The following is a 23,770-nucleotide window of genomic DNA, read 5'->3' as shown; positions in this document are numbered from 1 at the left end:
GAAGGCATTTGATGATTGACATTTGGAAAAAAATTGAACGAAAGCAATTTTCGCCGATATATCTATTATATGGAATGGAAAGCTTTTTAATCAATGAGACAAAACAAAAATTATTGAAAAATATGTTAACAGATGAGGAATTGGATTTTAATTTTGCTAATTATGATCTCGAAGAAGTATCATTAGATATTGCAATTGAGGATGCGGAGACACTTCCTTTTATGGGAGAAAAAAGACTGATCTTTTTACATAATCCATATTTTTTAACTTCTGAAAAACAAAAATCAAAGGTAGAGCATGATATTTCTAAATTGGAAGCTTATCTAGAGGAACCTGTTCCGTATAGTACGATTGTATTTGTTGCGCCATATGAAAAACTGGACGAACGAAAAAAAATTACAAAGCAACTAAAACGATTGGCAGAAGTATTCGAAGCGAAAAAATTAAGTGAACAGGAATTAAGAGCATGGATTCGTCATCGTGCAGAAGCAAATCACGTAGAAATTAACGATGAAGCCATTGAAATGTTAATGATGCTTTCAGGCACAAATTTAATGATGCTAGCAAGTGAAGTAGATAAACTATCCCTTTTTTCCGAGCAGAGTATTGATAAACATACAGTAGAAATGCTAGCTTCCAAATCCTTGGAACAAAATATTTTTTCGTTAGTTGATAAAGTAATTCAACGGAAAATTGATGAAGCTTTGCGAATATATTATGATCTTTTAAAGCAAAACGAAGAACCAATAAAAATTCTTTCGATTATTGCAAATCAATTTAGATTGTTATATCAAACAAAGGAATTAACAAGACGTGGGTATGGACAACAGCAAATTGCTAGTTTCCTTAAGATTCACCCATATAGAATAAAGCTTGCTGCTGGACAAGCAAAAATGTTTACGGAAGATGAGCTAAATAAAATGATGATGTGGATAGCTGACGCGGATCTTCAAATGAAGACAAGTTCTTTACCAAAATCTATGTTAATTGAAATGTTATTATTTAGGATCCAACGAAGTAAATAATATGGAAATAAAAAAAAACGATCCATTCTGGATCGTTTTTATTATGCATTTGCAACAGTTAATTTTTTCATTAAGCGTGCTTTTTGTCTGTTTGCAGTGTTTTTATGAATAAGACCGTTAGAAGCAGCTTTATCAAGTTGCTTAACAGCAGTAGCTAATAATGTTTTAGCGTTTTCATCTTTATTTACAACTGCAGCTTCGAATTTCTTCACAGCCGTACGCATAGTTGATTTTTGAGCTGAGTTTTGTGCATTACGCTCTTCGCTTGTTTTAACGCGTTTGATAGCAGATTTAATATTTGGCATTTATTTCACCTCCTACGAGTAATAAAGAAATCACTACTCGACTTTCACAGTAAGAACAAGTGATATTTTATCAAACGAGTGGTGATTTTGCAATACTAATAGACAAAAACAGAATTTATCTATAAATGGAAAAGGGTATTTAGGATTCTTTTCTTTATCAAAAACGTAATAGTAGAACCTAAAATGAATGAATTTTAATTTGTAAGGTAATCATGTAAATTATGGATAAATTCTAAGTGATTTAAGAAAAAAAGGAGGAATAGGATTGAAAAGGGAAGAAAAGCTGGATTTAAGTTTGTATTCAGTAAGAACCGATCTAGCCCTCGAAGCACGCGAAATGGTTGTAGAGGATCGAAAACATAAACTGAATGATGAAAAAGCTACAGAAATTGATGGCGTTATTGTTAAAGAACGAACCGTAGACGATATAAAAATTTCAACAGTCGAAATTACAAAAGAAGGAGAACAGGTGATTGGAAAAAAGGCAGGATATTACTTAACTATTGAAGTCCAAGGTATCCGCCAACATGATACGGTATTACAGCAAAAAGTGGAAAAGGTCTTTGCAAACGAATTTAGTCAATTTCTTAAGCAACTAAATATCCCGAAAGATGCCAGTTGCTTAATCGTTGGATTAGGAAATTGGAATGTTACGCCTGACGCATTAGGTCCAATGGTTTGTGAAAATGTAATCGTAACTCGGCATTTATTTCAACTTGATCCAGATAATGTAGAAGAAGGTTATCGATCTGTAAGTGCCTTAGCACCTGGAGTAATGGGGTTAACAGGGATTGAAACAAGCGATATTATTTTTGGTGTTGCAGAAAAAGCAAAACCTGATTTTATTATTGCAATTGATGCTTTGGCATCTCGCTCTATTGAAAGAGTGAATGCAACCATCCAAATCTCAGATACTGGCATTCATCCTGGATCTGGAGTGGGGAACAAACGAAAGGAATTAAGCAAAGAAACATTGGGTGTGCCTGTTATCGCTATTGGAGTCCCCACAGTTGTCGACGCAGTTTCTATTACAAGTGATACTATTGATTATCTATTAAAACACTTCGGGAAAGAAATGAGAGAAGGGGGCAGGCCGTCTAGTTCGCTTGCACCGTCTGGGATGACATTTGGAGAAAAACGTGTGTTAACAGAAGCTGATTTACCCGGTGAGGAGCATCGAAAAATGTTCTTGGGGATGATTGGTGGCCTTGAGGATGAAGAAAAACGGCGTCTTATCCATGAAGTATTAGCGCCGCTTGGTCATAATTTAATGGTTACACCAAAGGAAGTGGATCTCTTCATAGAGGACATGTCAAATTTAATAGCAACGGGGTTAAATGCAGCTCTCCATCAAGTGGTTGATCAAACGGATAGCGGTTATAAAACAAGGTAAATGGTGACCATCTTTGAAATTGATTGTTATTTTTCGTAAATGGTTAATAACCTTAACGTGGACTTTATGTCGGGGCATCTTTTTTTAAGAAATTCTTCTTTCTTAATCTGAACAAGGATATGTATAAGGTTTCTGTTAACAAAGCAACACTGATTAAGAAAAGAGCCATTAAAGCTAGCAAATTTTGTTCTACTTTCTCTAGTAATTTCATACATTGTAATAGATTAGCTACGAGAGGGTGGAACAAATGAAACCATACAAAAATCAAAGCTTTGTTATCACATTACAATTATCTAGTATTTTGAAATTCATTGGTATTATCGTTCTAACCCTTATTCTTATTTTTTCATTAACAGGAATATTAACGACGATAAAACCTGGATATAGAATGAATTCAAATCTAGTAACAGATGCAAGTTCACATATGTCAGGACAAGTTCTCTATCATCTTATGGCGTCGGAAAGTCATGTATTAAGTTCTGGTATACAGAAAACCAGTGATTCTGTATCTCTAGGAAATATTATTTTTAATCTAGTGACAAATGTTAGTTTTAAAGACCCAAGAAGTTTTATCAGTAGAGAGCTTCCAGGATTTTATATGTTTGATAGTAAAATACTCGTAGCAGGAGAAGGATTAAATTATACGAACCTCCCGATTGAATCAGTTCCACCGGATGGAGTATTTCATTCGAAAAAGGATCCGGATTTAAAAAATACAGAAAATATTATGGATACCAATAAATCGAAGGATTCCAATAAACAAAACACAACATTATCGACAGGGAAAAAGAAGGTAGTATTCCTGTATTTTACTCATACTAGAGAATCATACTTACCATATTTAAAAGGGGTAACAGACCCAAATGCGGCAAGCCACTCGAAAATCAACGTGACAATGGTCGGTGAAAAGTTTAAAGAGGAATTAGAGGATCGTGGTATTGGAACGTTTATTGATAAAACGGACGTTCAAAGTCTCTTGTTAAAAAAGGGTTGGAAATATGGGCAGTCCTATCTCGAGTCGAGAACACTCGTTCGAGAAGCGATGGCTGGGAATCGAAATCTAAATTATTTTATTGATATTCATCGTGATTCGGAACGAAAGCAGAAAACAACTGTGAAAATAAATGGTCAATCATATGCAAAGATTTCTTTTGTTATCGGTGGAGAAAATCCTAATCATGAAAAGAATTCTCAACTTGCAAAGGAATTGCACAGGCGTCTTGAAAAAAGATATAAGGGATTGAGTAAAGGGGTAATTCAAAAGGCTGGTGCAAGTACTAACGGAAAATTTAATCAAGACCTTTCATCCAATTCATTTTTAATTGAAGTAGGTGGAGTCGATAATACGTTTGAAGAAATGTATAGATCGGTAACTGCCCTTGCAGATGTATTTAGTGACTATTATTGGCAGGCAGAAAAGGTAGATGGAGAGCAGCCACCTGTAAAAAATTAAGATAGCGGAATTTCAAGGTGCTTCATTAAAATAAAGGAATGATGAAAATGACAAGGTTTTTTATTAAATGTTCCTTGCTTATCGCATTATTATTTGTAGGTGTTTTAGTAGGCATGGAAAAAGCGAATGAGGGAATGGTTAAGATGAAGGGATATAATGATCCAACATTACAATCCCCCGTTACTTTTCATGAAAAAAACAATGGAAATACGGAAACTTCTGGATTAGGAAAAAAAACAACATCCCATAATTTGGATGAAAAAAAAGAACATTTGCAAAATATTAAAGCATTTAATCTTTTCTCATCATTAGGAAAAGCATTAACGAACATTATTTCTTCCATGACAGAAAAAATCATTGAACTTGTATCTTCAATAATATAAATGGAAAAAGCATCCAACTATAAAAACGGATGCTTTTCTTTATGTCTAGCTAAGCGGCTTGCACTTTTCTTGTTGTCTAGCTCCAAGTGAAATTTGTACTTCAATTTCAATAGCGCCTATCGGCTAGCGGATTTCTACGTCTCCTCCCTACGATAAGCGGGCATCAGGTGAAATTGGAAATGCTAATTTCACTCGGTAAAATTAAACTTCAAATTTTACTCGGTGAAAATGGTAGTTCAATTTTCAATAACTCGTGAACTACCTCGTTGTGTTTCCTTTATCTCAGTCGCAGACTACGAAGGTGAAATTGGGAGTACAAATTTCACTCATCCGTACGCCGATGAGCAAGGCGTTTGCGCTTTTCTTGTTGAATCTTAAAATACGTGCTGATATAATCAAAAATAGTGTATACGTGTCGATTAACAGGAGTGAAACATTATGAATCATGAAGAAAAACTACAACGACAAGCAAAAATTCGCAACTTTTCTATTATTGCACATATCGATCATGGCAAATCTACCTTAGCAGATCGTATATTAGAAAAAACAAACGCATTAACCTCTCGTGAAATGAAGGCTCAATTGCTAGATTCTATGGATCTTGAACGTGAGCGTGGGATAACAATAAAATTAAACGCAGTCCAATTAAAATATACAGCTAAAGATGGAGAGAATTACATTCTCCACTTAATTGATACTCCAGGACATGTTGATTTTACTTATGAAGTTTCAAGGAGTTTGGCGGCATGTGAAGGTGCAATACTCGTCGTGGATGCTGCTCAAGGTATTGAAGCTCAAACATTAGCAAATGTCTATTTAGCACTTGATAATAATCTAGAAATATTACCAGTTATCAATAAAATAGATTTACCTGCTGCCGATCCAGAGAGGGTAAGACAAGAAGTTGAGGATGTGATCGGACTTGATGCATCTGAGGCTGTTCTAGCTTCGGCAAAGGCTGGTATCGGTATTGAAGAAATTCTCGAGCAAATTGTCGAGAAGGTGCCAGCACCAGCTGGTGATCCAGATGCACCTTTAAAAGCACTTATTTTTGATTCCCTATATGATGCATATCGTGGAGTTATTGCATATATCCGTGTGGTTGAAGGATCTGTAAAAGTAGGCGATAAAATCCGAATGATGGCAACAGGAAAAGAATTTGAAGTGACGGAAGTTGGGGTTCACACGCCAAAACAAACGCTATGTGATGAACTTACTGTAGGTGACGTAGGATTCCTAACGGCGGCTATAAAAAATGTTGGAGATACTCGCGTTGGGGATACAATTACAAGCGCTAAAAACCCTGCAAATGTGCCACTCCCTGGTTATAGAAAGTTAAATCCAATGGTTTATTGTGGTCTTTATCCAATTGACTCGGCTAAATTTAATGATTTACGAGATGCATTGGAAAAACTTGAATTAAACGACTCATCTCTTCAATTTGAACCGGAAACATCCCAAGCTCTTGGCTTTGGATTCCGCTGTGGATTTCTAGGATTGCTACACATGGAAATTATCCAAGAACGTATTGAACGGGAATTTAAAATTGATTTAATTACAACGGCTCCAAGTGTTATTTATACTGTTCACTTAACGGATGGAACGGAATTGAATGTAGATAACCCATCAAATATGCCTGATCCGCAAAAAATTGATAGGGTTGAAGAGCCATATGTAAAAGCATCGATAATGGTTCCTAATGATTATGTTGGAGCGGTTATGGAACTGTCTCAGGCTAAACGCGGTAATTTTATTGATATGCAGTATTTGGATGATATCCGTGTAAATGTTGTTTATGAAATCCCACTTTCTGAAATTGTTTATGATTTCTTTGATCAATTGAAATCTAGCACAAAAGGATATGCTTCATTTGATTATGAATTAATTGGCTATAAGCCTTCCAAGCTAGTGAAAATGGATATTCTTTTGAACACTGAAAAGGTTGATGCATTAAGCTTTATTGTTCACCGTGATTTTGCATATGAACGTGGAAAGATAATTGTAGAAAAGTTAAAAGAAATTATTCCACGCCAACAGTTTGAGGTACCTATTCAAGCTGCTGTTGGTCAAAAGATAGTTGCCCGTTCAACTATTAAAGCAATGCGTAAGAATGTACTTGCCAAATGTTACGGAGGCGACATTTCACGAAAACGTAAACTTCTTGAGAAACAAAAAGAAGGGAAAAAGCGCATGAAGCAAGTAGGTTCTGTTGAAGTGCCTCAAGAAGCATTTATGGCTATTCTCAAAATGGACGATAACAATCCAAAATAGTGGTATTTTAAGGGGGGAGTATGCTAAGGGAAGTAGAACTCCCTCTTTTCTATTCTATAAATTGATAGGTCGTGATGTAATGGAAGCTGCATATATTCATATTCCTTTTTGTGAACATATTTGTTATTACTGTGATTTTAATAAAGTGTTTTTAAAGGGCCAGCCAGTGGAAGAATATATTGAAGGATTATTAAAAGAAATGAAACTACAATTGGATAGTACTCCAACAAAGGAATTAAAAACTATTTTTGTAGGAGGAGGTACGCCAACTGTCCTAAACGAATCCCAGTTGGATAAGCTATGCAACGGAATTCGGTCTATCCTTCCTTTTTACAATGGTGAGTTTACATTCGAAGCAAACCCAGGTGATTTATCGGATGAAAAGCTAAGGATCTTACGTGAATATGGAGTGAATCGCTTAAGCTTTGGGGTTCAGTCATTTAATGATGATTTATTAAAAAAAATTGGCCGTACACATACTTCTGCAGATGTATTTGAAACGTTAGCAAAAGCAGAAAAAACAGGATTTGAAAATATTAGTATTGATTTAATTTACGGTCTTCCTGGGCAAACCGAGGAGGATTTCCGTTCCACTTTAAAGACTGCTTTATTATTAAATCTTCCTCATTATTCTAGTTACTCATTAATTGTTGAACCGAAAACTGTCTTTTATAATTTAATGAAAAAAGGGAAGCTTCATCTTCCATCAGAGGAAGCTGATGCCAAGATGTATCAGCTCTTAATGACAGAAATGGATAAATACGGATTAAACCAATACGAAATCAGCAATTTTTCTAAACTTGGATACGAAAGTAAACATAATCTCGTTTATTGGAAAAATGAAGAGTATTTCGGTTTCGGTGCGGGTGCACATGGTTATGTTAATCAAGTAAGAAGTTCAAACTATGGGCCAGTTAAAAAGTATCTTACCCCATTGGAAAAGGATGAACTGCCTATCTTTGAACAGCACAAACTTACGAAACAGGAAATGATGGAAGAGGAAATGTTTTTAGGCTTAAGGAAAAATGACGGTGTAAGTTTATTGCATTTTAAGGAAAAATATAATGAAGATGTTTTAAAAATATTTGCAAATGCTATTTCTGAAATGGTTGAAAAAAAGCTTCTAGAAGTAACAGATGATAGGATCAAATTGACAAAAGAAGGCAGATTTATCGGGAACGAAGTATTTCAGGCTTTTCTTATGAATTAGAAATTATATAAATTTTATACTGTGTTTGACCTTTTATAAAAGTTGTCTACGTCTAGCTTCAGGTGAAATTTGCACTTCAATTTCAATAGCGCCTATCGGCTAGCGGATTTCTACGTCTCCTCCCTACGATAAGTCAACATCAGGTGAAATTGGTACTTCAAATTTCACTCGGTGAAAATGGTAGTTCAATTTTCAATAGCTCGTGAACTACCGAGCACGGTTTCCTTTATCTCAGTCGCAGACTACGAAATCCGTACGCCGATGTGCAAGGCGCCCCGCGCATTTGATCTACTGTGCAAATATGTTGACATTATCGACCTGTTTTGATAATTTATTATTAGATTTAGCACTCATCCTCGAAGAGTGCTAACAGAGGTGATAGAAGTTGTTATCAGATCGTCAACTCCTTATATTACAAGTAATTATTGATGATTTTATTCGGTCTGCACAACCAGTGGGTTCAAGAACTCTTTCCAAAAAAGAAGAAATTTCATTTAGTTCTGCTACGATCCGAAATGAAATGGCTGACCTTGAAGAGTTAGGTTTTATTGAAAAGACTCATACATCGTCAGGCAGAATTCCTTCAGAGAAAGGGTATCGCTATTATGTTGATCATATTCTGTCACCACAAAAGCTTGATTCAAAAGATATTTCACTGATTCATTCCATCTTCGCAGAAAGAATTTACGAGCTTGAAAATATTGTTCAAAAATCAGCGAAAATACTATCTGAATTGACAAATTACACAGCAATCCTACTTGGACCGGATGTTAAGGAAACAAAATTAAAACATTTGCAAATTGTTCCACTTAATAATGATACTGCTATAGCGATTATTATTACGGACACCGGCCACGTTGAAAATAGGATGTTTACGTTTCCGCATGGATTCAATGTCGGTGAACTGGAACGTATGGTGAATATACTTAATGAGCGATTGGTTAATGTTCCTATTCATGATTTGAAGGATAAGATCTACAAGGAAGTTGCTGAAATTTTAAAGCAACATATTCATAATTATGATTCCATGTTATATACCATTTCTGAAACATTGATGATACCTGATCATGAAAAAATCTTTTTCGGCGGGAAAGCAAATATGCTTAATCAACCCGAGTTTCATGATATCCAAAAAATTCGTTCATTAATGGATATGATAGAACGTGAACAAGGATTTTATGATTTATTCAGACAAATCCCAAAAGGTATTCATGTCAAAATCGGGAAAGAAAACAAGTTGTCAGTAATGGAAAATTGTAGTCTTATTACAGCAACATATTCGGTTAGAAATGAACCGGTTGGAACAATTGCCATTTTAGGCCCAACAAGAATGGAATATTCAAGGGTAATTAGCTTGTTAGACTTTTTAAGTAATGATATGTCCAGAGTGCTTACGAAATTGTATCAAGCCTAACAGAGCTGGATATATTTAAAGGTAACTGGAGATTAGCGAGTCTTGCTAATTTCTAGTTATTTTCAATGACTTATAAAGAATAGATATTTCTTTTTATGTCCTTAAGGGAGGTGAATGCAGATGGCAGATGAAAAAAAGCTGACAGAAGAAATGGAACAAACAGAAGAAAACCACAGCGAAAGTGTAGAAGAAATCTTTGCTGAAGAAAATAATTCTTCAGATGATAATAATGCAAATGTGGAAACAAACTTGGTTCAAGAACAAATTCAAGAGCTTGAAGAAAAATTAAAGGAATCAGAAAATCGCTATCTCAGATTGCGCGCAGATTTTGATAATTTCCGAAGACGTGTCGGGATCGAACGCGAATCAAGTGAAAAATATAGAGCACAGAATTTAATTACAAATCTATTGCCTGCTATTGATAATTTCGAACGCGCAATGCAAATTACACCAGATAATGAGCAAGTATCACAGCTTATGCAAGGAATGGATATGGTGTACAGAAGCATTATTGAAGCATTGAAACAAGAAGGTGCCGTATCGATTGAATCTGTAGGGAAGGAATTCGACCCGCAATATCATCAAGCAATCATGCAAGTGGAAGATGAAAACTACGGATCTAATACAGTAGTTGAAGAGTTCCAAAAGGGCTATGTTTTAAATGACCGTGTTATCCGACCATCTATGGTAAAGGTCAATCAGTAATCTATACATATTAAAGAGTAGGAGGAAAAAACATGAGCAAAATTATTGGTATTGACTTAGGTACAACTAACTCATGTGTATCAGTCCTTGAGGGTGGCGAACCAAAGGTAATTCCTAATCCGGAGGGAAATCGAACAACACCTTCAGTAGTTGCATTTAAAAATGGTGAACGTCAAGTGGGTGAGGTTGCAAAGCGTCAAGCAATTACGAATCCCAATACGATTATATCGATTAAACGCCATATGGGAACAAGCTATAAAGAAACAATTGAAGGCAAAGAATATTCTCCACAAGAACTTTCTGCTATGATCCTTCAATATTTGAAATCATATGCAGAGGAATACTTAGGAGAAAAAGTTGATAAGGCTGTTATTACCGTACCTGCATATTTTAATGATGCGGAACGTCAAGCGACAAAAGATGCTGGGAAAATTGCCGGTTTAGAAGTTGAACGTATCATCAATGAGCCGACTGCTGCAGCATTAGCATACGGTTTAGATAAAATGGATCAAGATCAAACTATCCTAGTATATGACCTTGGTGGTGGTACATTCGACGTTTCTATTTTGGAACTTGGAGACGGTGTATTTGAAGTACGTGCTACTGCTGGTGATAATAGATTAGGTGGGGACGATTTTGACCAAGTCGTTATCGATTATTTAGTAGCGGAATTTAAGAAAGAGAATGGAATTGATCTTTCAAAAGATAGAATGGCTTTACAGCGTCTAAAGGATGCTGCTGAAAAAGCGAAAAAAGATTTATCCGGTGTTACTTCTACACAAATCTCATTACCATTTATTACAGCTGGCGAAGCAGGTCCATTACATTTAGAACTTACACTTACACGTGCTAAATTTGATGAACTTTCTGCTGGTTTAGTAGAGCGTACAATGGGACCAACTCGTCAAGCGTTAAAGGATGCAGGTTTGTCACCTTCTGAAATCGATAAGGTTATTTTAGTAGGAGGATCTACGCGTATTCCTGCTGTACAAGATGCAATTCGCAAAGAAGTTGGTAAAGAACCACATAAAGGGGTAAACCCAGATGAAGTTGTTGCAATGGGTGCAGCAATTCAAGGTGGTGTATTAACAGGAGATGTGAAGGACGTTGTACTTCTTGATGTAACTCCACTTTCATTAGGTATTGAGACAATGGGATCAGTATTTACAAAGTTAATTGATCGCAATACAACGATTCCAACATCTAAGTCACAAGTATTCTCAACTGCTGCTGATAGCCAAACAGCTGTTGATATTCATGTATTGCAAGGTGAACGTCCAATGGCAGCGGACAACAAAACACTTGGTCGCTTCCAATTATCTGATATTCCGCCAGCACCGCGAGGAATTCCACAAATTGAAGTTACATTCGATATTGATAAAAACGGTATTGTAAATGTAAGTGCTAAAGATTTAGGAACTGGAAAACAACAAAACATTACGATTAAATCCTCCACAGGCCTTTCTGATGAAGAAATTGATCGTATGGTGAAAGAAGCAGAAGAAAATGCGGAAGCAGATAAAGAGCGTAAGGAAGAAGTTGAATTACGCAATGAGGCAGATCAGCTCATCTTTACAACCGAAAAAACATTAAAAGATCTTGAAGGAAAAGTCGATCAAGAAGAAGTGAAAAAGGCGGAAGATGCAAAAGATGCCTTAAAAGCTGCAGTAGAGAAAAATGAATTAAATGAAATTCGTGAAAAGAAAGAAGCACTTCAAGAGATTGTGCAAAACTTGTCTGTGAAATTATATGAAGAAGCTGCAAAACAAGCGCAAGCTTCACAAAATGCTGAGGGCCAAGAAGGTTCTAAAAAAGCTGACGATGTTGTAGATGCGGAATTTGAAGAAGTCAAGGACGATAAATAGAAAAGCGAAGGCGCCTTGCTCATCGACGTACAAACTGTAGGGCTTCGACTGAGATAAAGGAAACACAGTGAGGTAACTCAGGAACTGATGTTGACTTATCGTAGGGAGGAGACCGGAAGTTTGCTAGTCGATAGGCTCCGTAGCTAGACAAATAGAAAAGCGATGGGAGTTTTTTGAAATTCCCGTAAAGAATAAAAGTCAAAGTCAGGTCCATCTTGGCTTTGACTTTTCTTATGATGTATTCTTTTATTGATTGTTCCTACTGTGAATGTTAAAATAACCTTTATGTTAAGTGTTTCGGGAGTGTGTTTGTATGAGTAAAAGGGATTATTATGAAGTATTAGGATTACAGAAAAATGCTACAAAAGATGAAATAAAAAAAGCGTATCGAAAATTATCAAAACAATACCATCCGGATATTAATAAAGCTCCAGATGCAGCTGATAAATTTATAGAAATTAAAGAAGCATATGAAGTACTAAGTGAAGACGACAAACGTGCACATTATGATCAGTTTGGGCACACAGATCCGAATCAAGGTTTTGGCGGTGCAAGTGATTTTGGTGGTTTTGGTGGCTTTGAGGATATTTTTAGTACGTTCTTTGGTGGCGGTGGCGGTAGACGCCGTGATCCGAATGCACCAAGACAAGGGGCGGATCTTCAATATACGATGGCATTATCTTTTGAAGATGCTGTTTTTGGAAAAGAAACAGAAATCGAAATACCACGAGAAGAAGAATGTGATACTTGTCATGGAACAGGTGCGAAGCCTGGAACAAATCCGGAAACATGTTCACATTGTCATGGAAGCGGTCAATTAAATACAGAGCAAAATACACCTTTTGGAAAAATTGTAAACAGAAGAGTTTGCCATTATTGTAGTGGAACCGGGAAAATGATTAAAGATAAGTGTAAAACTTGTGGCGGTGCTGGAAAAGTTAAGAAACGCCGAAAAATTAATGTCAAAATTCCTGCAGGTATTGATGACGGACAACAATTACGTGTGACTGGTCAAGGGGAGCCAGGTATTAACGGTGGACCTTCAGGTGATCTTTACGTTGTATTCCATGTAAGAGAACATGAGTTTTTCGAACGTGATGGCGATGATATCTACTGTGAAATTCCAATTACCTTTGCTCAAGCTGCATTAGGTGATGAAATAGAAGTGCCAACATTGCATGGAAAAGTTAAGTTGAAAGTTCCAGCTGGAACACAAACAGGCACAAAATTCCGTTTGCGCGGAAAAGGTGTACCAAATGTTAGAGGCTATGGAGTTGGTGACCAGAACATCCATGTGAAGGTGATAACTCCAACGAAATTAACGGATGGACAAAAACAACTACTTCGGGAATTCAGTGAAATAAGTGGAAATGTTCCTGATGAACAGCATGAAACATTTTTCGGCAAAATGAAGAAAGCTTTTAAAGGGGAATAATGGATGAATGGAGTTGGCAGGTTTTGAAATGGTCTGAGATCATGATTCACACTACAAATGAAGCAATTGAACCAATCTCAAATATTTTACACGAGGCAGGTGCAAGCGGGGTTGTAATTGAAGACCCATTTGAACTCATTAAAGAACGCGAAGATCAGTTTGGAGAAATCTACCAACTTGATCCAGGAGATTACCCCGAAGAAGGCGTTATTATGAAAGCGTATTTGCCTGTTAATAGCTTTTTAGGTGAAACCGTAGAAGAAATAAAGCAAGCAATAACGAATTTAGCATTATTCAATATTGATATAGGCAAGAATAATGTTTCCATCAGCGAAGTGAACGAGGAAGAATGGGCAACTGCTTGGAAAAAATATTATAATCCTGTTAAAATCTCGGCGAAATTTACAATTGTGCCTACGTGGGAACATTATGAGCCGGTTAATAGTGATGAATTAATTATTGAATTAGATCCCGGTATGGCATTTGGCACCGGAACACATCCAACAACTGTAATGTGTATTCAAGCATTGGAACGCACGGTTAAAGAGAACGATCACGTCATTGATGTTGGAACGGGATCAGGGGTCTTAAGCATTGCTGCTGCACTACTTGGAGCAAATAAAGTTACCGCACTTGATCTTGATGAAGTTGCCGTTCAATCTGCTAAATTAAATATTAAACTGAATAAGGTTCAAGAAGTTGTTTCGGTTTCTAAAAATGATTTATTAAATGGTGTCGATAGGCAAGCAGATGTTGTGGTAGCAAATATTTTAGCAGAAGTCATCATGCGTTTTACGGACGATGTTGCTAAGGCAGTGAAAAAAGATGGTTATTTTATTGCTTCGGGAATTATTCAACAAAAGAAAAATGAAGTGAAAGAAGCAATCATTCAATCTGGCTTTTCCATTGAAGAAACGATTGCAATGGAAGATTGGATTGCATTTATTGCAAAGCGTAGGTGAAATAGTTTGCAACGCTATTTTTTAGATGAACAGTATACAGGTGAGAATGAAATATCCTTAAAAGGTGATTATTTTCATCATATTGCACATGTGATGAGAATGTCTTCTGGTGATAAAATTTATCTAGTATTTCATGAGAAGAAGGCGTGTATAGCAGAAATAGTGGATATTTCCAATGATGAGGTTATTACTTCTATTGTAAAATGGGAAGAAATGAATAAAGAAATGCCTGTTCATGTTACCATTGCGAGCGGACTGCCTAAAGGGGATAAATTAGAACTAATCATCCAAAAAGGAACTGAACTCGGTGCATTTCAATTTATCCCTTTTATTGCGGATCGCTCGATCGTTAAATGGGACGTAAAGAAGGAAAAAAAGCTTGCCAGATGGGAAAAAATTGCGGAAGAAGCAGCGGAACAGTCTCATCGTCAGCATAAACCAGCAATACTACCACCAGTCCCTTTTAAAGAGTTACTTAAAATTAGTTCCAACTATACTCATAAAATTGTTGCGTATGAAGAAAATGCGAAACAAGGTGAAAGTACAAATTTTGCTAAATTGCTAGCAAAATTTAATCCCGAAGATACGGTTTTAATTGTTTTTGGACCAGAAGGCGGGATATCAAATTCGGAAATTGAGCTGTTAAAGAATAATGACTTTGAAATTTGTGGGTTTGGACCGAGAATTCTTAGAACAGAAACCGCACCATTATATGCTTTATCGGCAATTTCCTATCATTTAGAATTAATGAGGTGAAAAACAATGTCCTCTGTAGCATTTCATACTTTAGGTTGTAAAGTTAACCATTATGAAACAGAAGCGATATGGCAATTGTTTAAACAACAAGGCTATGAACGGGTTGAGTTTGAATCAACATCAGATGTTTATGTCATAAATACTTGTACAGTAACTAACACTGGTGATAAAAAAAGCCGTCAAGTTATCAGACGAGCAGTTCGTAAAAATCCAGATGCAGTTATTTGCGTAACAGGATGCTATGCTCAAACATCACCGGCTGAAATTATGGCAATCCCAGGTGTTGATATAGTAGTAGGTACTCAAGACCGTGTGAAAATGCTTGAGTATATTGAACAATATAAAACAGAACGCCAACCAATTAATGGCGTGAAAAATATTATGAAAAATCGTGTATATGAAGAATTAGATGTTCCAGCATTTACGGATCGTACACGCGCATCATTAAAAATTCAAGAAGGTTGTAATAACTTTTGCACTTTCTGTATTATTCCTTGGGCACGCGGACTAATGCGCTCACGGGATCCGAAAGAGGTTATCCGTCAGGCACAAGGATTAGTAGATGCAGGTTATAAAGAAATTGTTTTAACAGGTATTCATACTGGTGGTTACGGTCAAGATCTAAAGGATTATAACTTAGCGATGCTATTAAGTGATATGGAAGCAGAAGTCAAAGGGTTAAAACGAATTAGAATCTCGTCAATTGAAGCAAGTCAGCTGACAGATGAAGTAATTGAAGTAATCGAGAAATCTAAATTAATTGTTAGACATATGCATATTCCATTACAGTCTGGTTCAGACACTGTTTTAAAAAGAATGAGACGTAAATACACGATGGCGGAATACGCAGAAAGACTTGTGAAGCTAAAGAAAGCATTACCAGGTCTTGCGGTAACATCTGATGTTATTGTTGGTTTTCCTGGTGAAACCGAAGAAGAGTTTATGGAAACATATAATTTTATAAAAGATCATCAATTCTCTGAGCTTCATGTATTCCCATATTCAAAACGTACTGGAACACCTGCAGCTAGAATGACAGATCAAATTGATGAAGAAGTGAAAAATGAACGAGTACATCGTCTGATTGCTCTTTCAGATCAACTTGCAAAAGAATACTCTTCCCAATTCGAAAACGAAGTATTAGAGGTCATTCCAGAAGAAAAGTTTAAAGAAGATCCAAATAGTGGCTTATATGAGGGCTATACGGATAATTATTTGAAGGTAGTTTTCCCTGCTACGGAAGATATGGTTGGAAAGCTTGTAAGAGTGAAAATAACAAAAGCAGGATATCCTTATAATGAGGGACAGTTTGTTCGCATTATGGATGATACCGTTGATAAAACCGAACTTAAGGCAATATAAAGCTACAGAAATTTTCTGTAGCTTTTTTTATCGTTTAGGAAATTATAAAATTCAAGCTTGTGGATAATTTTTCAACAAATTGTCTACGTCTAGCTTCAGGTGAAATTTGCACTTCAATTTCAATAGCGCCTATCGGCTAGCGGATTTCTCCGTCTCCTCCTTACGATAAGTCAACATCAGGTAAAATTACACTTCAAATTTTACTCGGTGAAAATGGTAGTGCAATTTTCAATTGCTCGTGAACTACCGAGCACGGTTTCCTTTATCTCAGTCGAAGACTACGAAATCCGTACGCCGATGAGCAAGGCGCTTGCGCATTTGTTCTAAAGTTTCTAAAGAAAATTTTATTATTTAATGGGCAAACTGATAGTGCTCGAACCTAAGTAAAGAAAATGGTATAGTAAGCAGTAATGAACATATAGTAGGAGGAGTTTATTATGAATCAAACAATTGCCAAAATGATTGATCATACACAATTAAAGGCTGACGCAACAAAAGATCAAATACATACACTATGTCTGGAAGCAAAAGAATATTCTTTTGCATCTGTTTGTGTAAATCCAACATGGGTACAATATTGTGCGGAACGGCTAAAAGGTACAGAGGTAAAGGTCTGCACTGTAATTGGCTTTCCTCTTGGGGCGAGTACACCTGAGACAAAAGCATTTGAAACAAAGAATGCAATTGAAAATGGTGCCGGTGAAATAGACATGGTCATCAATATTAGCGCATTAAAAAGCGGTGATAATGAGCTAGTAGAGAACGATATAAAAGCGGTGATAGATGCTGCAAAAGGAAAAGCCTTAACAAAGGTAATTATTGAAACATGCTTATTAACGGATGATGAAAAAGTTCATGCTTGTGAGATTGCCGTTAAAGCAGGTGCAGATTTTGTGAAAACCTCCACAGGGTTTTCTACTGGTGGAGCGACTACAGAAGATATTTCCTTAATGAGAAAAACAGTCGGACCAGATATCGGTGTAAAAGCTTCAGGTGGCGTTAGAAGTGTAGAAGATGCAAAGGCTATGATAGAAGCAGGTGCTACACGTATAGGTGCAAGCTCTGGCGTGAAAATTGTACAAGGATTAACAAGTGATACGGACTATTAATTAAAAAACGAGGATTTGATCTCTATTTTTTTAATTAATTATCGTTTTTTTACCATGAATTTTCACAATAAGTCGTCCGAATTTAGTAGCAAATGGCAATACTAAAATGGATGAAAACAAATTAAAAATAACACTCGCATGGGCAAGCTGTGTTTCGGGATAAGAAGATAGCTCTTGGCATATGGATGATAATTGACTTAAAAATGGCAAACAAATAAGTGCACCGCCTACATTAAGCCAAATATGTGCATAAGCCGTTAATCTAGCTTCTTCTCCTGCTCCAATACTTGCTAATAGACCTGTAATACATGTACCAATATTTGCTCCAATCATTATGACAATACCTGTTTCGAGTGAAAATATGTGGACGCTTAAAAAACTCATTGCTATACCAGTCATAACAGTGCCAGATTGGATACAGGCTGTAATGATTATTCCGACTATAAATGCGTACAGAAAGTGATCATTTAATAATATCAATAATTTTTGTGTAACCGGTAATTGCGTTAAGGGGATAGCCAACCGTTCAAAGGATCTCATTGAAGAAAATATTAATGCGAAACCAATAAAACACAAGCCTAAGCTTTTTAATTTTGTTTTATGGAAAAACATACATATAATTCCCAAAACGAAAAAGGGGATGACAAGAATAGTTAAATTAAATGACAGGAATTCTAATGTAAAAGTAGTGCCGATATTTGTTCCTAATATAATTCCAATTGTTTGTGGAAATGCTAATACCCCAGCTGCAACTAACCCCACTGTAATCACCATGACAGCACCACTACTCTGCAGGATAGGAGTCATAATAATTCCTACAAGCATTCCTTTAAAAGGAGTATTCGTCACTTGTTTTAGCCATTTTTCCATTGCTTTGCCGGATAAATTAAAGAGACCCATTCTTAACCAGGTAATCCCCAAAATAAAAATTCCTACTAGACATATAAAAAGGATTATATGCAACATGTCCTACCACCTCTAATTAAATGTATGCATGAGGTGAAAAGACATGATTATAAGTTGTATATTTAATAAACTATTCGAATTTACAGATTTCCTTATGATTAGCAAAACAATTGAATATCCTGCTATAATGTTATTATTTAAGACACTCTTTCATTTTTTTATTTTAAAGTTGACTTATTGTTTTTTGGAAGATTGTTGACCTAAAATGAAGGTTATATTATAATTGCAAGGTACATGGTTTTTTACATGCGTGAACATGTAACCGTAGTGTGTTCGGAGGGAGGGAAAGAGAGATGTCAAAAACAGTTGTTCGTAAAAACGAATCGCTTGAAGATGCTCTTCGCCGCTTCAAACGCTCAGTTTCTAAAACGGGAACTTTGCAAGAATATAGAAAGCGCGAATTTTATGAAAAACCAAGCGTAAGACGTAAGAAAAAGTCTGAAGCTGCTAGAAAACGTAAGTTCTAATTGAGGGTGAAAATATGGGTCTTCTCGAGCGTTTAAATGAAGATATGAAAAAAGCAATGAAAAACAAAGAAAAAGAAAAACTCTCTGTCATTCGTTTGCTTAAAGCTTCATTACAAAACGAAGCGATTAAGCTAAAAAAGGAAAATTTAACTGAAGAAGAAGAGTTGACAATCCTTTCTCGCGAAGTTAAGCAACGTAAAGACTCCCTCCAAGAATTTAGTGATGCAGGTCGTGAAGATCTAGTTGAAAAAATTCAAACGGAATTGACTTTTGTAAATATATATATGCCAAAACAGCTAACAGAAGAAGAATTGACTGCGATTGTTGAAGAAACGATTCGTGAAGTAAATGCAACCTCAAAAGCTGATATAGGTAAAGTCATGAATGCCATTATGCCGAAAGTAAAAGGTAAGGCAGATGGAGCAACCGTAAACAAGAGAGTACAGCAGCTTTTATCTTAAAATGATAAAAAAGGTCGAGAAGGGAACTTTTCGACCTTTTTTATTTAGAAGGCATCGTAAGAAAATTTTTTCTTTTGGAAATGCTTCATTTTTTTGAAACTTACAAAGCTTTTTAATCGTAGAATAGGTAAAATGGGGGTGATTAGCTTTGCAAAAAAAATGTGCTGGAATCATCGGGTTTTGCATCTTAATGATGACAGTAAATATTCCTGTTCATGCTGCGGTGAATCAAGGGATAATTGTTGCTCCAAATAGTCCTATTGAAAATTTCGCAAACTTTCTTACAGATCCAATTGTAGTGACAATTCTATTATGTTTTGCAAGTTTAGGATTCGTGATGGAAATGTATACACCGAAATTTGGATTGTATGGGATTATTGGAATCATCGCACTTGTATTATTTTATTTTAGCCATATAGTGACGGGTGATGCGAGTTTCAATTCTCTTATTCTATTTTTTATTGGGGTTGTACTAATTATCGCTGAACTCTTTTTACCAGGTGCAATTGCCGGGTTTTTAGGAGTTTTGGCCATTATCGGTTCCTTATTGATGACTGGCGGTAATCTCCTTTATACAGGGATTTCTATTATGATTGCACTTCTCATCACTATCATTGCTATGATTGTTATGATAAAGGTGTTCGGAAGAAGAATGAAACTATTTAAAAGAATTGTTTTGTCAGATTCAGCAAGTACCGAGAAAGGTTATGTATCAAATGTAAACCGAACCGATATACTCGGACATATTGGTAAAACAATCACTCCATTAAGACCAGCAGGCACCATTGATATTAATGGAGAACGTTTAGATGTGGTGGCTGAAGGAGTGTTTATTGCCAAAGATGTTGATGTCAAGGTAATAAAAGTAGAAGGAGTTAGAATTGTCGTCAGACAAAATTAACATTAAAAGATTCGTTGAATGAGGAGGAATTAATTTGGTAATAGAAGCTGGTACTGTATTATTAATTGTTGGAATTATCGCTGCTGTTATTATCATAGGTATTTTACTAACATTTGTGCCTGTGATGCTTTGGATTTCGGCGCTAGCGGCAGGGGTTCGGATTGGAATCTTCACGTTAGTTGGGATGAGACTAAGAAGGGTTATACCAAGTAGAGTCATTAATCCACTCATAAAAGCAAGAAAAGCTGGAATTGAAGTGAGTATTAATCAATTGGAAAGCCACTATCTTGCTGGTGGTAATGTAGACAGAGTAGTAAATGCTTTAATTGCAGCGCATAGAGCAAATATTGAACTATCATTTGAAAGATGTGCAGCGATTGATTTGGCCGGACGTAATGTTTTAGAAGCAGTCCAAATGAGTGTTAATCCAAAGGTTATTGAAACACCATTTATTGCCGGTGTTGCCATGAATGGGATTGAAGTGAAGGCGAAAGCTAGGATAACAGTACGTGCAAATATTGAAAGATTAGTCGGTGGAGCGGGTGAAGAAACGGTTGTCGCTCGTGTCGGAGAAGGGATTGTCAGTACGATTGGTTCTTCTACAGATCATAATAAGGTACTCGAAAATCCGGATTTAATTTCTAAAACTGTCTTATCGAAAGGCCTAGATGCCGGAACAGCATTTGAAATTCTTTCTATTGATATAGCGGATGTGGAAATCGGTAAAAACATCGGTGCAGAGCTTCAAACAGAACAAGCAGAAGCTGATAAGAAGATTGCTCAAGCGAAGGCTGAGGAACGTCGCGCAATGGCGGTAGCAACGGAACAAGAAATGAAAGCACGTGTCCAAGAAATGAGGGCAAAAGTAGTAGAATCAGAGGCAGATGTTCCGTTAGCGATGGCAGAAGCTTTAAGAACAGGAAATCTAGGTGTAATGGATTACATGAACTTCAAGAATATCGAATCGGATACGGATATGAGAGGATCCATTGGGAAAATGACTGGAGATAGAAAAGATCCAAATAAGCCTGAATAAAATATCGCAGGAGGGAAGGAGGTTTTCCTTTGGAAGCGATTTTAATTGCGATAATCGTTGGTATTATAGGAGCAATTGCTAATAAGAATAAACTTGAAAAAGCTAAAAGTAACAAACAAACTTCGACTCCAAGATCCCTTTTTGGAGAAATGCAAAAAACTTTTGAAGAAAATATAAAAAAAATCTCTCCAGAAGTGGTTTCTGCGCCTGCTCCGAAAAAGCATGAAAACGATAAAATTTATCGAGATAAGAAACTGGAAGCTGAATTACAAACGGACCACTTGAAAAATCAAGAGGAGATTTATGTAAAGAGAATCGAGCAAATAAACAAAAAAGTAGAAGATATAAAAACAGGGGAAACTCACCCGCTAATAAATGATGGTAATGATTTAGTAAAAGGAATCATTTTAGCGGAGGTACTTGGTCCTCCTCGTTCAAAAAAACCATATAGAAGAAATTGAAAAAATCCGTGCCACTATGTTGTGGCACGGATTTTTTATCTGTCTAGCTCCAGGTGAAAATACACTACAATTTTCACTCGGTGAAATTTGCACTACAATTTCAATAACGCCTATCGGCTAGTGGATTTCTCCGTCTCCTCCCTACGATAAGTCAACATCGACTGTTCCTTGTCGTGTTTCCTTAATCTTGCGTCGAAGACTACGAAGGTGAAATTGGAAGTACAAATTTCACTCATCCATACGCCGATGTGCAAGGCGTTTCCGCTTTTCTAAATTAATAAGAAATTAAGTGCTGAATCCTCAATTATTTTCATAAATATGATATGAAAGGGGGTTCTTTTCTATGGCAAAAAAATGGAGCCGACTTCTGCAAAGATTAATGACCAACACGATGCAACTTCCACAGGATGTCATGATGGACCTGCCGCGTATTACCATGATTGGCCAAATTCATATTTACATAGAAAATCACCGCGGACTTCTTGCCTTCTCTGACCAAGAAGTAAGGCTGCTTCTCAAACAAGGTCAATTACTTATTATCGGGAAATCGTTTGTTATTAAAACCATTTTACCAGAAGAGATATTGTTGGAAGGGAAAATAGATGCTGTCAAGTTTTTGAATGAATAGGAGTGACGAAGTGTGAAAAATCATTGGGTTACATTTCTAGGTGGTACCATTCATGTTAAAGTGGAAGGGAAAGGGGGAGAGCGATTTATAAATCAACTCACCCGCTCCCGTTTAATGATATGGAATGTAAAGCGCCAAGGTACTGATGCTATTACTTTTTATATTCGGTTGCAGGATCTTCATAAGCTAAGGCATCAAGCTAGAAAATTTGATTATCGTATTTCTTTTATAAGTGGACAAGGTCTACCGTTTCTTTGGAAAAGAACATTAAAAAATGCCGGTTTTTTAACAGGTCTAATCTTATTTTTTATCATAATCACATTGCTCTCTAATGTCGTTTGGGGAATACAAATAAAAGGGGCAAGCCCGCAAACTGAACACCAAATCAAAAAAGAATTAACTAAAATGGGAATTCAAGTTGGTAAATTACAATTTAATATGGATAGCCTTGAGTCTATTCAACATGAACTTACAAATAAAGTTCCAAACATTACTTGGGTTGGTGTTGACTTGCATGGGACAACCTTCCAATTGCAAGTAGTAGAAAAAAATACACCAAAACCAAAAAAGATATTAAGTCCAAGACATTTAGTAGCCAATCAAAAAGCGGTTATTGTTGATATGTTTGTAGAAGCAGGTATTCCGGTAGTGAAAGTAAATCAGTTTGTAAAAAAAGGGCAATTGCTCGTTTCTGGTTTAATTGGAAGGGAAGAAGATCAAAAGCCCGTTGCAGCAATAGGAAAAGTATATGGAAAGACATGGTATAAATCGGATGTTGAGCTCCCATTACAATCAGAATTTCAAGTATTTACCGGTAATGAACAAAAAAAATATTCCTTAAAAATAGGTTCTTTCAGTATGCCTTTTTGGGGATTTGGTAAGATAAAATATAAAGCATATGAAACAGAGAAGAATGTACATCCTATTAAGTTTTTAAAATGGAAGCTCCCTATTGATTACGTAAAAAAAAGTGTACGTGAAAAGGAATTGGCTAAAAGGGATTACACAAAAACACAAGCAATTAGTGCAGCAAAAGAGCTTGCCGTAAATGATTTAAAAACAAAAATTCCAAATGATGCAAAAATCGTGGATGAATATATTTTGCATGAACAAGTGGAGAATGGTAAAGTTAATTTATCAATCTATTTCCAAGTTATTGAAGACATAGCGGAGGCAAAACCAATCGTTCAAGGAGACTAAGA

Annotated in this window: 23 protein-coding genes; 21 read left to right on the top strand and 2 right to left on the bottom strand. The window is 36.1% G+C overall.

Annotated elements, in window-relative coordinates:
• Positions 1 to 8: 8 nt before the first annotated feature.
• On the top strand, positions 9 to 1,025 hold the full coding sequence (gene holA / locus AC3WJF_RS07700; protein WP_492450876.1) for a DNA polymerase III subunit delta: 1,017 nt from the start codon (positions 9 to 11) through the stop codon (positions 1,023 to 1,025).
• Positions 1,026 to 1,066: 41 nt separating this feature from the next.
• Here holA and rpsT read toward each other — a convergent pair whose 3' ends face one another.
• Positions 1,067 to 1,330, bottom strand: a complete 264-nt coding sequence (gene rpsT, locus AC3WJF_RS07695; RefSeq protein WP_492450875.1) for a 30S ribosomal protein S20 — start codon at positions 1,328 to 1,330, stop codon at positions 1,067 to 1,069.
• 265 nt (positions 1,331 to 1,595) lie between these two features.
• On the opposite strand from rpsT, the gene gpr reads away from it, so the two are divergent.
• From gpr to deoC, 13 genes are all read left to right on the top strand, one after another.
• Positions 1,596 to 2,723, top strand: a complete 1,128-nt coding sequence (gpr, locus tag AC3WJF_RS07690) for a GPR endopeptidase (protein ID WP_492450873.1) — start codon at positions 1,596 to 1,598, stop codon at positions 2,721 to 2,723.
• A 247-nt stretch (positions 2,724 to 2,970) separates the two neighbouring features.
• Entirely contained in the window at positions 2,971 to 4,176 is a 1,206-nt protein-coding gene (gene spoIIP, locus AC3WJF_RS07685; RefSeq protein WP_492450871.1) for a stage II sporulation protein P, read from the top strand.
• A 47-nt stretch (positions 4,177 to 4,223) separates the two neighbouring features.
• Positions 4,224 to 4,559 carry a DUF3679 domain-containing protein gene (locus AC3WJF_RS07680; protein ID WP_492450869.1) on the top strand — a complete coding sequence of 112 codons (336 nt, stop codon included), beginning with the start codon at positions 4,224 to 4,226 and terminating at the stop codon, positions 4,557 to 4,559.
• Between the two features lie 438 nt (positions 4,560 to 4,997).
• Positions 4,998 to 6,830 carry a translation elongation factor 4 gene (gene lepA, locus AC3WJF_RS07675; RefSeq protein WP_492450868.1) on the top strand — a complete coding sequence of 611 codons (1,833 nt, stop codon included), beginning with the start codon at positions 4,998 to 5,000 and terminating at the stop codon, positions 6,828 to 6,830.
• Positions 6,831 to 6,909: 79 nt separating this feature from the next.
• A complete protein-coding gene (gene hemW / locus AC3WJF_RS07670) occupies positions 6,910 to 8,040 on the top strand; it encodes a radical SAM family heme chaperone HemW (RefSeq protein ID WP_492450866.1) in 1,131 nt (376 codons plus the stop codon).
• A gap of 385 nt (positions 8,041 to 8,425) precedes the next feature.
• Positions 8,426 to 9,454 carry a heat-inducible transcriptional repressor HrcA gene (hrcA, locus tag AC3WJF_RS07665; RefSeq protein WP_492450865.1) on the top strand — a complete coding sequence of 343 codons (1,029 nt, stop codon included), beginning with the start codon at positions 8,426 to 8,428 and terminating at the stop codon, positions 9,452 to 9,454.
• A 120-nt stretch (positions 9,455 to 9,574) separates the two neighbouring features.
• Entirely contained in the window at positions 9,575 to 10,159 is a 585-nt protein-coding gene (gene grpE / locus AC3WJF_RS07660; protein ID WP_492450863.1) for a nucleotide exchange factor GrpE, read from the top strand.
• A gap of 32 nt (positions 10,160 to 10,191) precedes the next feature.
• Positions 10,192 to 12,024 carry a molecular chaperone DnaK gene (dnaK, locus tag AC3WJF_RS07655; protein ID WP_492450861.1) on the top strand — a complete coding sequence of 611 codons (1,833 nt, stop codon included), beginning with the start codon at positions 10,192 to 10,194 and terminating at the stop codon, positions 12,022 to 12,024.
• A 313-nt stretch (positions 12,025 to 12,337) separates the two neighbouring features.
• Positions 12,338 to 13,459 carry a molecular chaperone DnaJ gene (dnaJ, locus tag AC3WJF_RS07650; protein ID WP_492450860.1) on the top strand — a complete coding sequence of 374 codons (1,122 nt, stop codon included), beginning with the start codon at positions 12,338 to 12,340 and terminating at the stop codon, positions 13,457 to 13,459.
• 23 nt (positions 13,460 to 13,482) lie between these two features.
• A complete protein-coding gene (gene prmA, locus AC3WJF_RS07645) occupies positions 13,483 to 14,421 on the top strand; it encodes a 50S ribosomal protein L11 methyltransferase (RefSeq protein ID WP_492450858.1) in 939 nt (312 codons plus the stop codon).
• 6 nt (positions 14,422 to 14,427) lie between these two features.
• Positions 14,428 to 15,177, top strand: a complete 750-nt coding sequence (locus tag AC3WJF_RS07640) for a 16S rRNA (uracil(1498)-N(3))-methyltransferase (protein WP_492450856.1) — start codon at positions 14,428 to 14,430, stop codon at positions 15,175 to 15,177.
• Positions 15,178 to 15,183: 6 nt separating this feature from the next.
• Entirely contained in the window at positions 15,184 to 16,539 is a 1,356-nt protein-coding gene (mtaB, locus tag AC3WJF_RS07635) for a tRNA (N(6)-L-threonylcarbamoyladenosine(37)-C(2))-methylthiotransferase MtaB (protein ID WP_492450854.1), read from the top strand.
• A 437-nt stretch (positions 16,540 to 16,976) separates the two neighbouring features.
• The gene (gene deoC / locus AC3WJF_RS07630) at positions 16,977 to 17,648 is read left to right on the top strand and encodes a deoxyribose-phosphate aldolase (protein WP_492450853.1); all 672 of its coding nucleotides are present in this window, start codon (positions 16,977 to 16,979) and stop codon (positions 17,646 to 17,648) included.
• Positions 17,649 to 17,678: 30 nt separating this feature from the next.
• On the opposite strand, the gene AC3WJF_RS07625 is transcribed toward deoC, so the two are convergent.
• Positions 17,679 to 18,614 carry a Na/Pi symporter gene (locus AC3WJF_RS07625; RefSeq protein ID WP_492450851.1) on the bottom strand — a complete coding sequence of 312 codons (936 nt, stop codon included), beginning with the start codon at positions 18,612 to 18,614 and terminating at the stop codon, positions 17,679 to 17,681.
• A 293-nt stretch (positions 18,615 to 18,907) separates the two neighbouring features.
• On the opposite strand from AC3WJF_RS07625, the gene rpsU reads away from it, so the two are divergent.
• From rpsU to yqfD, 7 genes are all read left to right on the top strand, one after another.
• Entirely contained in the window at positions 18,908 to 19,081 is a 174-nt protein-coding gene (rpsU, locus tag AC3WJF_RS07620; protein WP_055739232.1) for a 30S ribosomal protein S21, read from the top strand.
• A gap of 14 nt (positions 19,082 to 19,095) precedes the next feature.
• Positions 19,096 to 19,542, top strand: coding sequence for a GatB/YqeY domain-containing protein (locus AC3WJF_RS07615; protein WP_492450848.1), 447 nt, complete (start codon positions 19,096 to 19,098; stop codon positions 19,540 to 19,542).
• Between the two features lie 148 nt (positions 19,543 to 19,690).
• Positions 19,691 to 20,443, top strand: a complete 753-nt coding sequence (locus AC3WJF_RS07610; protein ID WP_492450846.1) for an NfeD family protein — start codon at positions 19,691 to 19,693, stop codon at positions 20,441 to 20,443.
• Between the two features lie 40 nt (positions 20,444 to 20,483).
• Positions 20,484 to 21,479 (top strand): flotillin-like protein FloA, encoded by a 996-nt coding sequence (gene floA, locus AC3WJF_RS07605; RefSeq protein ID WP_492450939.1) that lies wholly within the window; start codon positions 20,484 to 20,486, stop codon positions 21,477 to 21,479.
• 29 nt (positions 21,480 to 21,508) lie between these two features.
• Positions 21,509 to 21,940 carry a YqfB family membrane protein gene (locus AC3WJF_RS07600; protein WP_492450844.1) on the top strand — a complete coding sequence of 144 codons (432 nt, stop codon included), beginning with the start codon at positions 21,509 to 21,511 and terminating at the stop codon, positions 21,938 to 21,940.
• Positions 21,941 to 22,283: 343 nt separating this feature from the next.
• Positions 22,284 to 22,568: a sporulation protein YqfC gene (gene yqfC / locus AC3WJF_RS07595; RefSeq protein ID WP_492450842.1), complete on the top strand. Its 285-nt coding sequence runs from the start codon at positions 22,284 to 22,286 to the stop codon at positions 22,566 to 22,568.
• 12 nt (positions 22,569 to 22,580) lie between these two features.
• Complete coding sequence (gene yqfD, locus AC3WJF_RS07590; RefSeq protein WP_492450840.1) at positions 22,581 to 23,768, top strand: sporulation protein YqfD; 1,188 nt, start codon at positions 22,581 to 22,583, stop codon at positions 23,766 to 23,768.
• Positions 23,769 to 23,770 lie beyond the last annotated feature (2 nt).

This window comes from Heyndrickxia sp. FW510-T9 (genome assembly GCF_058781025.1).
The sequence above is the reverse complement of the archived record's forward strand: the minus strand, read 5'-3'. Positions and strand labels throughout refer to the sequence as shown.

Coding starts and splice junctions, on each gene's coding strand:
- rpsT (WP_492450875.1), bottom strand. CDS start 1,330: ATGCCAAATATTAAATCTGCTATCAAACGCGTTAAAACAAGCGAAGAG.
- spoIIP (WP_492450871.1), top strand. CDS start 2,971: ATGAAACCATACAAAAATCAAAGCTTTGTTATCACATTACAATTATCT.
- AC3WJF_RS07680 (WP_492450869.1), top strand. CDS start 4,224: ATGACAAGGTTTTTTATTAAATGTTCCTTGCTTATCGCATTATTATTT.
- lepA (WP_492450868.1), top strand. CDS start 4,998: ATGAATCATGAAGAAAAACTACAACGACAAGCAAAAATTCGCAACTTT.
- hemW (WP_492450866.1), top strand. CDS start 6,910: ATGGAAGCTGCATATATTCATATTCCTTTTTGTGAACATATTTGTTAT.
- grpE (WP_492450863.1), top strand. CDS start 9,575: ATGGCAGATGAAAAAAAGCTGACAGAAGAAATGGAACAAACAGAAGAA.
- dnaK (WP_492450861.1), top strand. CDS start 10,192: ATGAGCAAAATTATTGGTATTGACTTAGGTACAACTAACTCATGTGTA.
- dnaJ (WP_492450860.1), top strand. CDS start 12,338: ATGAGTAAAAGGGATTATTATGAAGTATTAGGATTACAGAAAAATGCT.
- mtaB (WP_492450854.1), top strand. CDS start 15,184: ATGTCCTCTGTAGCATTTCATACTTTAGGTTGTAAAGTTAACCATTAT.
- deoC (WP_492450853.1), top strand. CDS start 16,977: ATGAATCAAACAATTGCCAAAATGATTGATCATACACAATTAAAGGCT.
- AC3WJF_RS07625 (WP_492450851.1), bottom strand. CDS start 18,614: ATGTTGCATATAATCCTTTTTATATGTCTAGTAGGAATTTTTATTTTG.
- rpsU (WP_055739232.1), top strand. CDS start 18,908: ATGTCAAAAACAGTTGTTCGTAAAAACGAATCGCTTGAAGATGCTCTT.
- AC3WJF_RS07615 (WP_492450848.1), top strand. CDS start 19,096: ATGGGTCTTCTCGAGCGTTTAAATGAAGATATGAAAAAAGCAATGAAA.
- yqfC (WP_492450842.1), top strand. CDS start 22,284: ATGGCAAAAAAATGGAGCCGACTTCTGCAAAGATTAATGACCAACACG.